The organism is Salinactinospora qingdaonensis (genome assembly GCF_039539445.1).
GTDB lineage: Bacteria > Actinomycetota > Actinomycetes > Streptosporangiales > Streptosporangiaceae > Salinactinospora > Salinactinospora qingdaonensis.
This window is the reverse complement of sequence record NZ_BAABDD010000017.1, coordinates 71,570-85,748: the sequence shown is the minus strand read 5'-3', so window position 1 is coordinate 85,748 and position 14,179 is coordinate 71,570. Positions and strand designations below refer to the sequence as shown.

Below are 14,179 nucleotides of genomic sequence, written 5' to 3'. Positions count from 1 at the left end.
CCGTCCTGTGTGCCCCCGCGGGTCTTAAAGGGTTGCCGGGGTCGCTTCCACCCTCCGAAAAGACCAGAGGGTGGGGCCTGGGAGTGCCTGCGCACGGCAGAACATGACACCGATGCAGCAGGCCGGGCGCGATGAGACCGAAAAACAGCGTCCCGGCTCCTGCGATGAGGAACCGGGACGCTGTTGCGCGCTATGGCGAGCCGGCGTGCCTAGGCGGCAGCGGCGGTGCTGAGGCTGCGGCTGGCGTTGGGGTCGACCGGGATGCCGGGACCCATGGTCGTGGTGATCGTGACCTTCTTGAGGTAACGGCCCTTGGCGGCCGAGGGCTTGATCCGGACGATCTCGTCGACGGCGGCGACATAGTTCTCCAGCAGCGACCGCTCGTCAAACGATGCCTTGCCGATGATGAAGTGCAGGTTGCCGTGCCGGTCGACGCGGAACTCGATCTTGCCGCCCTTGATGTCGTTGACAGCCTTGGTGACATCCGGGGTGACCGTGCCGGTCTTGGGGTTGGGCATGAGGCCGCGGGGACCGAGCACGCGGCCCAGCCGACCGACCTTACCCATCATGTCGGGCGTGGCCACCACGGCGTCGAAGTCGAGGAAGCCCTTCTGGATCTCCTCGACCAGATCGTCGTCTCCGACGAAGTCAGCGCCGGCGGCGCGGGCCTGCTCGGCACGGTCACCGGTGGCGAAGACCAGGACCCGGGCGGTCTTACCGGTGCCGTGCGGCAGGTTCACGGTGCCACGGACCATCTGATCGGCCTTGCGAGGGTCGACCCCCAGGCGTAGGGCGACCTCGACAGTGGGGTCGAAGTTGACGGAGATGGTCTCCTTGGCGAGCCGGATCGCGTCGAGTGGCGCGTACAGCCGGCTGCGGTCCACCTTCTCGGCGGCTTTGCGGTGGTTCTTGCTGCGCTTCACTGTTGAACTCCTATGAAAGGACGTGTGGTGTGCGGACCAGCGCCTGGCCCTGCCACGGATTCGACGGTCGGCGGGACCATCGAAACGACGGGCTGCCGCCATGGCGGCTTCCCGCCGGCATGGGCACGCTCAAGGCGGGGAAACGGTGAAGACCCTCAGTCCTTGATGACGATGCCCATGGAACGAGCGGTGCCGAGCACGATCTTCTCGGCGACGTCGAGCGACGGAGTGTTGAGGTCGGGCAGCTTGGTCTGCGCGATCTCACGCACCTGCTCCCGGGTGATGGCACCGGCGGTGTTGCGGCTGGGGTCCTTGCTGCCCTTGTCGATGCCGGCGGCCTTGAGGATGAGCTTGGGCGCCGGAGGCGTCTTGGTGACAAAGGTGAAGGAACGGTCCTCGTAGATGGTGATCTCTACGGGGATGACACTGCCGCGTTGGCCTTCCGTGGCAGCGTTGTACTGCTTGCAGAAGTCCATGATGTTGACGCCGTGCGGACCGAGAGCGGTACCGACGGGCGGGGCGGGCGTGGCCTGGCCAGCGGGCAACTGAACCTTGACGAGCGCCGCGACCTTCTTTTTCGGAGGCATTTCGGGTCCTTTGCCTGGTGTGGTACGAAATACGGCCCCGTTACCACCACGGGCGCGCGGCACGCGAACGGCCGGCGCCGGCGGTGCCGGCTCGCCGTTCACCGCCACGAACGTGGCTGACCGCACGGCCGCCGGGGCCTAAGGAGCGGCGCGCGCGTTTCCGCTATAGCGGAGCGTGGTGGGACCGCCCAAGAGACGGACCCACCAATTCTACGTGCTGCCTCAGATCTTGGAGACCTGGTTGAAGCCCAACTCGACCGGGGTCTCCCGGCCGAAGATCGAGACCAGCACCTTGAGCTTTTGCGTGTCGGGGTTGATCTCGCTCACCGTGGCGGGCAGCGTGGCGAACGGCCCCTCCATCACAGTGACGGACTCGCCCACCTGGTAGGCGACGTCGGCCCTGGGCTCCGTCTCCTTCTTCTTGACCTCCTGGGGCTCCTCCTCGGCTTCGGGAGCCAGCAGATCAGCGACCTCTTGCAAGCTGAGCGGAGCGGGGCGGTTAGACAGCCCCACGAACCCGGTGACCCCCGGGGTGTTGCGGACGGCGGCCCACGATTCGTCGGTGAGCTCCATGCGCACCAGCACATAGCCCGGCAGCACCTTCTCGGTGACCTGCTGGCGCTTGCCGCTCTTGACCTCGGTGACCTCCTGCGTGGGGACCTCGGTCTGGAAGATGTAGTCCTCCATATTGAGCGACTGGGTGCGGCTCTCGACGTTGGCCTTCACCCGCTTCTCATAACCCGCGTAGGTGTGGACGACGTACCAATCCCCGGGAAGCATGCGGAGATGGATCTTGAACTCTTCGACGGGATCGAGCTGGGGAGTCTCGTCGGCCGCACCGCTTTCTTCCTCGGCTTCGGCCGTCTCCCCCTCGGCTGCTCGCTCGTCACTCGGCAGCGGTTCGGCGTCGGCACCAAGCTCCGCGGCCTCGTCACCGTTACCGGTGTCGTTGGTGTTGGTTCCGGCGGCCCGCAGCGCCGCAGCCATCTCGGCAGCCTCCGCTTGATCGGCCCGCCGACCGGTCTCTTCCGCTACCGACTGCTCCCGCCCCTCGTCAGGGAAGTCGTCAGAGGTCAGTGGGGACTCGGACACGGCTGCTCTTTCTCTCGTCGGTTACGCACTGCCGACCGGTGCGCGAAGTTGGCCAGGCCAATACGCTAACGGCCGATAACGCCAGCTTACGATCTCAATTGACGTGTTGAGACCAATTGCCGTTCAAGGCGTCTGTGCGGTCTAGCCCGCGGCCACCAAACCGAAGAGCCAGGTGACGGCCTCGCCGAATCCGAGGTCGAGCAGGTAGACGTATCCGACCATGACGATGACGAACACGATCACCACGATCGTGTAGGTGATGAGTTCACGGCGCGTCGGCCAGCGAACCTTACGGAGCTCACCGACGACCTGCTTGGTAAAGGTCACCGGACCCGTGCGACGCTTTGGCTGCTTCTCCGGCTTTGCGTCGGCGTCCGTCTGTGTCACCTTGCGATCCTTAGCCGTCGATGTTCCCGCTGGCCCGTACGGCCCGCCGACCGCTGATCGAGCGCTGGAGAACGTTTCCTTACGCGCCGTACCTTGCAGGGCAGGAGGGACTCGAACCCCCAACCGCCGGTTTTGGAGACCGGTGCTCTTCCAATTGAGCCACTGCCCTTGGTGTTACTTCGTTGTTCACCACGATAGCCGGTAACGACAGCGAACGCGCGAGATATTTCTCGGGTCCGCCCCGCGTCGGGGCCATCGGGTGCAAGAGTCTATGCCCTATCCCCACTTAGCACCAACCCGTGAGGCTGACGGCGTTGCACCGCCATTGATACCGGAGCACACTCACGTGCGAACTCCCTGCGCACAGCACCGCTGCTGTGAACCGTTCCGCGCGACAGGGGAAGGGCGCTCCTGAGCCACGCCGATCCGCCCCACGTCACTACCCTTTCGGGAAAAGCGCTGGACCACCCATGAAAGCATGTGAACATGACTGACCGACCCCGTATTTCTGCACGTATCGGCGGCATCTCCGAGTCAGCGACGCTGGCTGTGGACGCCAAGGCAAAGGCGATGCGGGCCGCCGGCCGACCCGTTATCGGATTCGGCGCCGGGGAGCCCGACTTTCCCACGCCCGAGCCCATCGTGGCCGCCGCCGCTCAGGCCTGCCGTGAGCCGCGGTTCCACCACTACACGCCGGCTGGGGGGCTGCCTGAACTCAAGGAAGCGCTGGCGGCCAAGACGCTGCGCGACTCGGGATACCGGGTGGAGCCGAGCCAGATCCTGGTGACCAACGGGGGCAAGCAGGCCATCTACGAGTCGTTCGCCACCCTGCTCGACCCTGGCGACGAGGTCCTTGTCGTGGCCCCGTACTGGACGACCTACCCCGAGTCCATCAAGCTGGCCGGTGGCGTGCCGGTCTACGTGGTCACCGACGAGTCGACCGGCTACCTGGCTTCCGTCGAACAGTTGGAGGCCGCTCGGACCGAGCGCACGAAGGTCCTGGTCTTCGTCTCTCCCTCCAATCCGACGGGCGCGGTGTACCCCCCGGAGCAGGTGCGCGAGATCGGACAGTGGGCCGTCGACAAGGGGCTGTGGGTGCTCACCGACGAGATTTACGAGCACCTGGTCTACGGGGACGCGGAGTTCACCTCGATGCCTGTCGAGGTCCCCGAGATCGCCGACCGCACCCTCGTCGTCAACGGGGTCGCCAAGACTTACGCCATGACCGGGTGGCGCGTGGGCTGGATCATCGGTCCGCAAGACGTCATCAAGGCGGCGGGCAACCTACAGTCGCACGCCACCTCCAACGTGGCGAACGTGTCGCAGGCCGCCGCCCTGGCCGCCGTCTCGGGCGACCTCGACGCCGTCGCGCAGATGCGCGCCGCCTTCGACCGGCGCCGACAGACGATCGTGCGCATGCTCAACGAGATCCCCGGCGTCGTGTGTCCCGAGCCGCAGGGCGCGTTCTACGCCTACCCTTCGGTCAAGAACGTGCTGGGCAAGGAGATCCGCGGGAAGCGCCCCACCAGCTCCACCGAACTGGCCGAGCTGATCTTGGAGCAGGTCGAGGTCGCCGTCGTGCCGGGCGAGGCGTTCGGCACCCCTGGCTACCTGCGGCTGTCCTACGCGCTGGGCGATGCCGACCTGGCTGAAGGCGTCGGCCGGATCGCCAAGCTGTTGGGGGAGGTGGCCTGAGCAGGGCACCGGGCTATCGGCGCTCGAGGACGCGGCACCGAGGCAGCCGCGTCCTCCCGTCGAATCGTGCGACGGACATGGTCACGGTAGGGCACCCTTGGGTCGTGACTCCTCCCACCGCTGAAGCGGCGGGCTTTTCCTGTCTTCGCTCAGGCGACAGGAAGGACCAGCCCGGCCCTTACACCGACGTTGACCGCTCCCACCCGGTCGGCGTGCTCTGTGTAGCCGCACCGGAGGCAGCGGAACTTCTCTTGTGTTGGGCGGTTGTCCGCACTGGTGTGCCCGCACGATTCGCGCGGGCAGGTGCGCGGCGTGTTGCGGGCGTCCACCGGAACCAGCACGCGACCGGCGCTCTCAGCCTTGTACGCGAGGATTCCCAGGAACACCCCCCAACCCGCATCCTGAATGCTCTTGTTCAGCCCGGCCTTAGCGGCGGCGTTGTTCGCAAGGAACACGCCTCGCTGTTCGGGGTCGGGCTTGGGTGCGGGTTTCTTGGTCATGCCCGCGATGTTCAGGCGTTCGTGTGCGATCGCGTCGAACCGACGAACCAGATCACGCGCGACCTTGTGGTGGTGGTCGAGGCGTTGGCGCCGCACCTTTGCGTGCAGTCGCGACACCTTGGCTTGCGCGGCTTTGTGCTTACGAGCGCGGTTCTTGGCCTTGACCTTCTTGGGGAAGGTGTCGAGATGCCGTTGCGCCTCCGCCAGCTTTTCGCAGGACCGTGCGAGGAACCGGGGGTTGTCAACGTGCTCACCCTCGCTTGTGGTGAGCAAGGAGGCCATACCCATGTCGATCCCGGCCACACGCCCGGTCGGCTCCAAGGGTTCGTCCGGTGCCTGGTCGCAGGCCAAAACCACGAACCACCGGTTGCCCTCGCGCTTGACGCTGACCGTCTTCACACGCCCCTTGACCGGGCGGTGCTGGTGGACACGCACATGCCCCACACCCTGGAACCGCACACGGGTCACCGCATCGTGGGGTGTGCAGTCCCACCGGCAGCCGTCCCCGTCTGTGGGAAACACCACCGTGTCGAACCGGCCCACCCCCCGGAAGCGGGGATAGCCGGGCTTGTGACCGGCCTTCACCCGCCTAAAAAACGATTGGAACGCCGTGTCGAGTCTGCGAAGCGTGGCTTGTTGGGAGGAGAACGACCAACGCCCCTGCCGCCCGGGATCAAACGCGCGGATCTCTTTGAGCTGTGCCGACTGGTCGCCGTAGGTGATCTTCGTCTTCGAAGGGTGGGCGTAGGCGTCGCGTCGCTCTTGGAGTGCGGCGTTGTACAGCGAGCAGTGGTCACGCAGCATCCGTGTGAGCGCGCCGACCTGCTGTTCCGTCGGTCGGAGGAGGAACTTGTAAGCGCGGTTCAAGCCTCCCCCTCCTTCTTCCACGGGCGTTCCCCCTGGGTGTCGATGTATCGCTGCACCATGTCGGCGCTGACCGCCCCAACGGATGCGGCGAAGTACGACGACGACCACAAGGTAGGAAGCCGTGACTTCAGGTGCGGGAACTCCTCACGCAGCATCCGCGAGGTGAACCCCTTGAACTGGTTGGCGACATATGACGCCGATGCCTTGGGGTCGTGCTTGACGAACAGGTGCACGTGGTCGGGCATCACCTCAACTGCGATGATCTCCCACCCGCGTTCGTCCGCCTTGGACCTGATCAACTGCTCCAGCCGGTCCGCGACGCGGCCACCGAGTACCGGGCGGCGGTACTTTGAGCACCACACCACGTGGAGGCCGAGGTCGTACACGCCGCCGGAGAACCGGCGAACCTTGCGCGTCACAGACACGAGAGCAATATACACGCTCCACAGGTCTATTAGACGCGTCTTGTGGTGGACGCCGGACCGCCTAACGGCGGTTCGGCTTTCCCCGCCCCGGCACGCGGACAACCCGATTCCCCCACCGACTAAAGCCGGTGGCCCCCTCAGGAGGATTTGATGCAACGCCCGATCTCTTCCCTCCCCAAGGCTCATCTGCACCTGCATTTCACCGGATCGATGCGCCACGCGACGTTGGTGGAACTCGCCACAGAGCGGGGCGTGCACCTGCCGCAGTCACTCGTGGAGGCGTGGCCACCGCAGTTGCGCGCCACTGACGAGCGGGGATGGTTCCGTTTCCAGCGCCTCTACGACATCGCCCGTTCCGTGGTGCGCGAGCCCGGCGACGTGTTCCGGCTGCTGCGGGAGGCCGCCGAGGACGACCGTGCGGCCGGCTCGGGGTGGCTGGAGATCCAAATCGACCCCAGCGGATACGCTTCCCGCTTCGACGGGCTCACCGCCACGCTGGAGCTGGTGCTGGAGGCCGCCCGCGCGGCTGAGGACGCCACTGGGGTGGGCATTGGGATCATGGTCGCGGCCAACCGGACCCGCCATCCGCTGGACGCCCGAGTGCTGGCGCGGCTGGCGGCCCAATACGCCGGGCGCGGCGTGGTGTCGTTCGGGTTGAACAACGACGAGCGGCGCGGGCGGGCGCTCGACTTCGAGCGGGCGTTTGGGATCGCACGGCGCGTGGGGCTGCTCTCGACCCCCCACGCGGGGGAATTGGAAGGGTCCCGCAGCGTGCGGGAGTGCCTGGACTCGCTGGAAGCTGACCGGCTCGGGCACGGGGTGCGCGCTATCGACGACCCTTACCTTGTGGAACGTATCGCCACGCAGGAGGTCACCCTGGAGGTGTGTCCCAGTTCCAACGTGGGCCTGGGGGTGGCGCGGGAACTGGGCCACGTGCCGCTGCGGCACCTGTTCGACGCGGGTGCGCCGATCGCCTTGGGGGCCGACGACCCGCTGCTGTTCGGGTCGCGCCTGGTTGAGCAGTACGAGATCGCTCGCACGGTGTTCGGCTTCACCGACCCGGAGCTGGCCGAGCTGGCCCGGATGTCCATCCGCGGCTCGGGGGCGCCCGAAACCCGCAAGAAGGAACTGCTGGCCGGCGTGGACGCTTGGCTGGCGACACCGCCGGCCGCACCGGCGAGCTGAGACGGCAACGCGAGCGGGTGGGAAGGCGAACCGCCGCGCGGCGCGGCACGCTGCCTGGAAGGCACTCAGCCGGCGAACATGAGGGCACCGTGGACGGTCATCACGGCTCCAACCGCGAAGAACAGGACAGCCGCGGTCACGCTGAGCGCGCGTTCAGGCAGCCGCTTGCCGAGGGCCGCCCCCACCCCGATGGCGACGGCGTCGGCGAGCACCATGCCGACGGTGGAGCCGACCCACACGGGAAGCCAGTGGTGGCTGGTGCCGACGGTGATGGTGGCGAGCATCGTCTTGTCGCCGAGTTCGGCGACGAAGAAGACGAGGGCGACCGAGATGACGGCCGAGCGCGCGCGGCGGGAGGCACGTTCCTCGTCCTTCGCGGTGAGTTCGTCTCCGCGGAGCGTCCACGCCCCGAAGCCGATGAAGGCCAGGCCGGCGAGGAGACTCATCCAGTCGGTGGGGATGGCCAGTCCGAGCGCCTCGGCGATGAGCACGCTGCCCGCGTGAACGACGACGGTGGCCAGCGTGATGCCGAGCAGGACGGCAGAAATCCGGTAACGGGTTGCCAGCGACATCGCGACGAGCTGTGTCTTGTCGCCCATCTCCGCCAGAAAGATGGCCGTCGTGCTCGCTCCGAGCGCCGTAAGGAATACCACGAGAATACATCCGCCCCTCAGTGCCGCTGCACGGAAACGCAACAACATGCGGGCGTTACCGCGAAGCGGTCTCACCACTCGGCGACACTGCCGAGTCGTGATTTTTCACGATTCCACTCGGATGGCTTTACTCCGCTGTTTTCAGCAGCTCTCCAGCCGTTGACCCGCCTCAGTTCGCCGCGGGAAAGCGACGGCATCCACGTCCCGGCGGCAGGTTCGACTATAACAGCGAATTTTGGTGTGGCAATTTCTTGGCGCAGCGATTCACTCTCGCAAGAATGGCCAATAATAATGTTCGCCCAGCCAAAGAAAATTATTCCGCATGGCTTTCCGTGTTTTTGGCCACGGCTTCGCCTCCGGTATCGCCGCGGGAACGGATGGAAATCGGGGGCGAGCAAGCCGCGGAGAGGTGCCCGGGCGGCTCCGGGGCACCGGGCTCGGGACTAGCTGTCCGCTCTGGGTGGGGCGGGTGACGTGGGGCGGCGAGGTGTGTCTGTTCGGCGATTCTGATCCGCGAGGGCCGCCGAGCGGACACACCTCGCCGCGATCACGACGGCCCTGACCTCACCGACCTCACCCTAGCCCCAGCGCCACCCAAGGCTGCCGAGATCGCGAAGCGATCGAGGCACGAGCGGCGAAAGAACACCCCACGCACCCCACCCGCCGCTGCCTTCCGGCAGGTGCCGGAAAAGCGGAACGAACGGGAGAGAAGGGAGGGCTACAGAGAGGTTCCGACGAGGACCGGCTCGTTGACCAGCGTCACGCCGAAGGCCTCGGCGACACCGGCGCGCACCTCTCGGGCGAGGGCGAGCAGATCGGCGGCGGTGGCCGTCCCGGTGTTGGTCAGGGCGAGGGTGTGCTTACTGGAGATGCGGGCTGGCCCCGACCCGTAGCCCTTCCCGAAGCCGGCACGGTCGATGAGCCAGGCGGCTGAGGTTTTCACGCGGCCGTCGCCGGCGGGGTAGGCGGGCGGCTCGACATCGGGCCCCAGCGTCTCAGCGATCCGTTTGCGCAGTTCCGTGAATTCCTCAGCGTCGAGGATGGGGTTGGTGAAGAACGATCCGGCGCTGCGGCTGTCGGGATCGGCCGGATCAACCACCATCCCCTTGCCGCCGCGCAACTGCAAGACGGCCGCACGGGCGTCAGCGAGGGGAACCCGGTCACCGATCTCGACACCGAGAGTGCGGGCGAGTTCTGCGTAGCCCACGGGGCGGCTCAACTCCGAGCGCGTCAACTCGAAGACGACATGGCAGACGATGTAGCGGTCTGTGCCCTTGAAGGCGCTATCGCGGTAGCTGAAACCGCACTCGGCGTTGCTGAGGGTGCGTCGGCGCCCGTCCTCACGGTCGTAGACGAGGACCTCGGTGATGGTCTGACTGACCTCTTGGCCGTAGGCGCCCACGTTTTGGATCGGGGTGGAGCCGACCCGCCCGGGGATGCCGGAGAGGCATTCGACGCCGCTGAGTCCCTCGCTGACGCAGCGCGCCACGAGAGGCTCCCACTCCACTCCGGCCTCGGCGCGTAGGCGCACCGTGTGCTCGTCCACGGCATGGAAGGCGACCCCTTGGGAGTCGACGTGCACGACCGTTCCGGGGAAACCGGCGTCGGAGACGACGACGTTGCTGCCGCCACCGAGCACGAACAACGGTTCGCGGGCGGTGTCGGTGCTGGCGACGAGGTTGACGAGCGTGTCGGTGTCACGGGCGGCGATGAAGGTGGCTGCGGGGCCGCCGACTCCGAGCGTGGTGTAGCCGGCGAGTGCGACATCGTGTTCGGGGACAGCGGGCACTGCGCTTACCTCTCCTGGGCTTGCCGGTTACCGGGAGCGCGGGGGTGTCAGGCGAGCCGGACGGTGGCGGTGGAGCGGGTGAGGACCTTGGCGCCGCCGGAACGCACGGTCAACGTGACGACGACCTGGTTGTCGTCGCGTTTGTCGGTGACAGCGCCGGTGACGGTGATCTCGGCGCCGGTGTCGTCGTCGGGGACGACGACGGGAGTGGAAAAGCGCACGCCGTACTCGACGACAGCGCCGGGGTCGCCTGCCCAATCGGTGACGAGCTTGCACGCCTGGGCCATGGTGAACATGCCGTGAGCGACCACGTCGGGCAGGCCGACGCTCTTGGCGACCCGTTCGTTCCAGTGGATCTCGTTGAAGTCGCCGGAGGCACCGGCGTAGCGGACCAGGTCGAGGCGACGGACGGGGAAGGTCCGTTCGGGCAGTTCAGTGCCGATCTCGACGTCGGCGTAGCGGAGGGCTGCCGTCATGAGTATTGTCCCTGCTCCCCTACTTTTTGGCGTCCTGCTCGGCGGAGCCGCGCACGAGGAGGGTGCTGGTGGCGGTGACGAGGTGCTCCCCCTGGACCGTGGAGATCTCGCTCTCCAGGGTCATCGCCTCGTGGCGGCCGATGGTCTTGATCGCGGAGATAGTCGTAGTGGTGGTGACGACGTCTCCGGCCTGGACTGGGCGAGTGTAACGGAACCGTTGCTCGCTGTGGAGGACCCCGGAGAATTCCAGATTCACCGCTGGGTCGACGAAGATCTGCCCCGTGCCCTGCATGCCCATGACGATGGGGAAAGTGGGGGGTGCGATGACGTCGGGGTAGCCGGCCTCCTTAGCCGCCGCGGTGTCGCGGAACACGGGGTTGGGATCGGAGATCGCCTCGGCGAACTCCCGAATCTTGCCACGGGTCACTTCGTAGGGTTCGGTGGACTCATAGACCCGCCCCACGAGGTCGCGGTTGATCGTCACTGGCGTCCTCTCTCGCTGTGGTGCCCTCTGTCGCCGCGGTCGCGCCGCTCGCGGTTACAGGCCCTAACACAGTAATAGCCCAGTGAGCTGATGCAGCTCACTGGGCTAAAGAGCGATGAAGCCACGCCGTTGGCGGCACCGGACGTCCTTAAGTGCGGCGCTGCCCTGGCTGTATTCCAGTCGAGCACCGCCCTCCGGCGCTGGTGGGCGCCTCCTCACCACCCGCGGCGAGCTGAGGCTAGCGGGTCTCCCGGTGGTCGCGGTGGGTCCGGCAGTTCGGGCAGTACTTCTTCAGCTCAAGACGGTCGGGGTTGTTCCGACGGTTCTTGCGGGTGATGTAGTTCCGATGCTTGCACTCCTGGCAGGCCAGGGTGATCTTCGGCCTCACGTCGGTGGCAGCCACGTTGGAGTGCCTTTCTCGCGAAAACGACGTACGGACATTGAAAAGCCCGCGTTCCTCCTCGTTGTGGGAGGACGCGCAGGACAGTAGCGGAGGCCGGACTTGAACCGACGACACAGCGATTATGAGCCGCTTGCTCTGCCTACTGAGCTACTCCGCCAGGATTCGGGCTTCCGAAGCCAGTTCCCAGGCTACCGGAGCCCGATATAGCCGACGAACCGTATTTCCGTCGGTCGCCCACCCGAGGCCCCCGGCCTCATCAAGTGGTGGAGCCCCTTTACGGAATCGAACCGTAGACCTTCTCCTTACCATGGAGACGCTCTGCCGACTGAGCTAAAGGGGCACGCTTTCCGGCTTCCCCCGGAGGGGTTCGCCGTTGGCGTCGGTGACGACTATACAGCGCTTATGGGGTCCACTGCCAACTCGGCGCCCTCCTGCTGCTCATAGGCCCCGCGGCACCCTTTTTATTCCCTTCACTCCGTCACCCACACGTTGGACATCGCGTCGCGCTCGATGGTGCGAATCGCCGCGGGCAGGCCGAGACGGTGCAGCGCATCGGGCAGCCGGGTGTCGTGGGTGAAGACGATGAGTTGGCGATGGCGGCCGACTTCGGCCAGCACGTCGGCGAGTCCTTCGACCGTCTCGGTGTCCATGGCCTGCACCGGATCGTCGAGGACGAGGAAGCCAAAAGGGTTGCCCTGGACCAGGGTGCGCGGCAGGCAGATCGACAGCGCCAGGGCTTGGAACTCGCCCTGGCTGAGCAGGCCAGGCGCGTTGCCGTCGCTGTCGGTGCCGTCGACGCTGACATCGACGGCGACCCGACGTTGCGCGCCTCGACCGACCAGACGCAGCGCTTCCAGATCGATGTGGCGTTCCTGGCGTAGCCGGTGCCAGACCTGCTCGGCGTGGGTGGCCAGTGGGCTCAGCCGCTCGGCCCGGATCTCGCGGGCCAAGCCGGTGAACCAGTTCAGCGCCTGTTCCGCCGGGCCCAGCAGATCTCGGGCGCGTATGGCCGCCCGAGCGTCGTCGACCCACGCCGAGAGCTGTTCGGCCAACTCGGCCCAGCCGTCGGTCGGGTCGGCCAGCCGCTCGGTGGCCTCCTTGCGGGCGGAGATCGCCGTGGAACGCAGCCGGCGCCCAGTGTTTTCGATATGGTCGGCCAACTCGCTGAGGTCGGTCAGGCGGGCACCGTCGGCCCATTCCGCCCACACGCGGCCGAGTTCGCTGTCAGCAGGTAGCCAGGAGGGCGGCGGCGCCATGAGGAACCGCGCCTGGTCGCGGGCGTTGTCGGCGCGCTCATAGGCTGCGGCGGCGCTGGCGGCGATGGGTTCGAGGGAGGCGATCTCGGCGCGGGCACGACGCTGCCAGTCGGCGTCGAGGACGTTCTTGGTGCCGCACGCGGGGCAGTTGGCCTCGTTGGGGTGACGCTCGTGGTGTTCCATGGCGCGGCGCAGCAGGTCGATGACGCCGCGCGCCCGGTCGCCCTTGGTGCCGGCCGCCATGGCCAGCTCCATGGCAGCGCCGCGCAGTTCGTTGACCACGTCGGTCATTACCGCGCGCTCGGGGACGGAGAGCCGGCGCAGGCGGCGCAGGACGACGTGCTGGGACGGGTCGGCGGGGCCGTCGTCGGCGGCGATGGCGGCGAGCGCCTCAAGGTCGATGGAGTCGGAGTTGAGGATCGCCACCGCCCGGGCCGCCCGGCGATCGGAGCTGCGGTTGAGCTGGTCCACCAGGTAGGGCAGGTCTCGTCGGGGGCGACTCTCCTGCTTGGCCAGCCGGTCGCATGCCTTGGCGAGGCGGCGCTCGGTCTCGGTGAGTTCGGTCAACCCCAGCAGCGTGGTCAGCGTGTCGTACAGCTCGGCGGCGCGGCCCGCGACGGCGCGGCCCAACTCGTCGTAGGACAAAAAGGGGCGGTAGCGCACCAGCTCCTCGCCCCACCCCAGGCTGCGCAGCGAGCCGGTTTCCCCTGAGGGGAACACGACCTCGCCGCGAGCAGAACGGACACTGTCGCCCTCCCACAGCCGAGTGACGCGCGTTACAGATTCGTCGCCGGACAGGCACAGGTCCACCGTCACCTGCGTGCGGTCCTCGACGTGCAGGTTGCGCCAGCCGTCGCGCCACGCCGTGGGCATGGCGTCCCAGCGCAGGTTGCGGCCGGTGAGGGCTGCCTCGGTGGCCTCGGCGAAGCTGGACTTGCCGGAGCCGTTGCGGCCGACGATGACGCTGAGTCCCGGACCGGGGGAGAACTCCAGCGCCGCGGAGCGCCCGATCCCCCGAAACCCCTGTACCTGGATACGCCGCAGATAGCTGCGGCGGGTCCGCCGCGCGCTGGGAGCGGGATCGGCTGGGAGGGGCAGGTCGAGCTGTTCGCCGCGCGCGCAAGCGGCGAGGGCGTCGTCGCCGTGCAGGGCCGCCGCCACCCACTGGCGAGCCTGGGGGTCCAGCGGCGCGTGGGCGAGCCTGCTTCCCACAGTGCCACCCAGGGCGGGCTCCTCTCCGGAGCCTGGCGGCTCTGCGGCGAACGTTGTAGAGGCCGTCGTCACGTTCGTCACCACATCCGCTTCATCCTTGACGTTGCCCTTGCACATTAGGACAGGTCGGGAAAAACCAGTAGGCCGATGCGGAAATGGCCGGCCACGGGCATCCCGTGCATGCGCGGTTGGGGGCACCGATGCCTCGGCTGGGGCAGCGCTGCGGCCTCACTCCGCGGCCAGGC

The 14,179-nt window shown here is 67.2% G+C and carries 14 protein-coding genes and 3 tRNA genes; 2 read left to right on the top strand and 15 right to left on the bottom strand.

All coding sequences use genetic code 11. The features are described from left to right. Positions 1-209 precede the first annotated feature (209 nt). The 5 genes from rplA to ABD848_RS17130 all read right to left on the bottom strand — a co-directional run bounded on the left by rplA (position 210) and on the right by ABD848_RS17130 (position 3,158). A complete protein-coding gene (rplA, locus tag ABD848_RS17150; protein ID WP_344973138.1) occupies positions 210-923 on the bottom strand; it encodes a 50S ribosomal protein L1 in 714 nt (237 codons plus the stop codon). 155 nt (positions 924-1,078) lie between these two features. Next, a complete protein-coding gene (gene rplK / locus ABD848_RS17145; RefSeq protein ID WP_344973136.1) occupies positions 1,079-1,510 on the bottom strand; it encodes a 50S ribosomal protein L11 in 432 nt (143 codons plus the stop codon). Positions 1,511-1,732: 222 nt separating this feature from the next. Beyond that, complete coding sequence (gene nusG, locus ABD848_RS17140; protein WP_344973134.1) at positions 1,733-2,602, bottom strand: transcription termination/antitermination protein NusG; 870 nt, start codon at positions 2,600-2,602, stop codon at positions 1,733-1,735. A 141-nt stretch (positions 2,603-2,743) separates the two neighbouring features. Further along, on the bottom strand, positions 2,744-2,989 hold the full coding sequence (secE, locus tag ABD848_RS17135) for a preprotein translocase subunit SecE (RefSeq protein WP_344973132.1): 246 nt from the start codon (positions 2,987-2,989) through the stop codon (positions 2,744-2,746). Positions 2,990-3,085: 96 nt separating this feature from the next. Next, positions 3,086-3,158, bottom strand: a tRNA-Trp gene (locus ABD848_RS17130). A gap of 317 nt (positions 3,159-3,475) precedes the next feature. On the opposite strand from ABD848_RS17130, the gene ABD848_RS17125 reads away from it, so the two are divergent. Continuing rightward, complete coding sequence (locus ABD848_RS17125; protein WP_344973130.1) at positions 3,476-4,684, top strand: pyridoxal phosphate-dependent aminotransferase; 1,209 nt, start codon at positions 3,476-3,478, stop codon at positions 4,682-4,684. 149 nt (positions 4,685-4,833) lie between these two features. Here ABD848_RS17125 and ABD848_RS17120 read toward each other — a convergent pair whose 3' ends face one another. After that, complete coding sequence (locus ABD848_RS17120) at positions 4,834-6,051, bottom strand: RNA-guided endonuclease InsQ/TnpB family protein (RefSeq protein WP_344973128.1); 1,218 nt, start codon at positions 6,049-6,051, stop codon at positions 4,834-4,836. Further along, positions 6,048-6,470, bottom strand: coding sequence for an IS200/IS605 family transposase (gene tnpA, locus ABD848_RS17115; protein WP_344973177.1), 423 nt, complete (start codon positions 6,468-6,470; stop codon positions 6,048-6,050). Before tnpA ends, ABD848_RS17120 begins: the two co-directional genes overlap by 4 nt. A 156-nt stretch (positions 6,471-6,626) precedes the next feature. Between tnpA and ABD848_RS17110 the strand changes: the two genes are divergently transcribed. After that, positions 6,627-7,661, top strand: a complete 1,035-nt coding sequence (locus ABD848_RS17110; protein ID WP_344973126.1) for an adenosine deaminase — start codon at positions 6,627-6,629, stop codon at positions 7,659-7,661. A 65-nt stretch (positions 7,662-7,726) separates the two neighbouring features. Here ABD848_RS17110 and ABD848_RS17105 read toward each other — a convergent pair whose 3' ends face one another. From ABD848_RS17105 to ABD848_RS17070, 8 genes are all read right to left on the bottom strand, one after another. Continuing rightward, complete coding sequence (locus ABD848_RS17105) at positions 7,727-8,362, bottom strand: TMEM165/GDT1 family protein (RefSeq protein WP_344973175.1); 636 nt, start codon at positions 8,360-8,362, stop codon at positions 7,727-7,729. Positions 8,363-9,032: 670 nt separating this feature from the next. After that, entirely contained in the window at positions 9,033-10,103 is a 1,071-nt protein-coding gene (locus ABD848_RS17100; RefSeq protein ID WP_344973124.1) for a UDP-N-acetylmuramate dehydrogenase, read from the bottom strand. 47 nt (positions 10,104-10,150) lie between these two features. Beyond that, on the bottom strand, positions 10,151-10,579 hold the full coding sequence (locus ABD848_RS17095; protein ID WP_344973122.1) for a MaoC family dehydratase: 429 nt from the start codon (positions 10,577-10,579) through the stop codon (positions 10,151-10,153). Between the two features lie 19 nt (positions 10,580-10,598). Then, entirely contained in the window at positions 10,599-11,063 is a 465-nt protein-coding gene (locus tag ABD848_RS17090; protein WP_344973120.1) for a MaoC family dehydratase N-terminal domain-containing protein, read from the bottom strand. A gap of 238 nt (positions 11,064-11,301) precedes the next feature. After that, a complete protein-coding gene (gene rpmG / locus ABD848_RS17085) occupies positions 11,302-11,466 on the bottom strand; it encodes a 50S ribosomal protein L33 (RefSeq protein WP_344973172.1) in 165 nt (54 codons plus the stop codon). An 84-nt stretch (positions 11,467-11,550) separates the two neighbouring features. Beyond that, a tRNA-Met gene (locus ABD848_RS17080) sits at positions 11,551-11,623 on the bottom strand. Positions 11,624-11,730: 107 nt separating this feature from the next. Then, a tRNA-Thr gene (locus ABD848_RS17075) sits at positions 11,731-11,806 on the bottom strand. Positions 11,807-11,936: 130 nt separating this feature from the next. Then, a complete protein-coding gene (locus tag ABD848_RS17070; protein WP_344973118.1) occupies positions 11,937-14,018 on the bottom strand; it encodes an AAA family ATPase in 2,082 nt (693 codons plus the stop codon). Between the last annotated feature and the right edge of the window lie 161 nt (positions 14,019-14,179).

Coding starts and splice junctions, on each gene's coding strand:
- rplK (WP_344973136.1), bottom strand. CDS start 1,510: ATGCCTCCGAAAAAGAAGGTCGCGGCGCTCGTCAAGGTTCAGTTGCCC.
- ABD848_RS17125 (WP_344973130.1), top strand. CDS start 3,476: ATGACTGACCGACCCCGTATTTCTGCACGTATCGGCGGCATCTCCGAG.
- ABD848_RS17110 (WP_344973126.1), top strand. CDS start 6,627: ATGCAACGCCCGATCTCTTCCCTCCCCAAGGCTCATCTGCACCTGCAT.
- ABD848_RS17105 (WP_344973175.1), bottom strand. CDS start 8,362: ATGTTGTTGCGTTTCCGTGCAGCGGCACTGAGGGGCGGATGTATTCTC.
- ABD848_RS17095 (WP_344973122.1), bottom strand. CDS start 10,579: ATGACGGCAGCCCTCCGCTACGCCGACGTCGAGATCGGCACTGAACTG.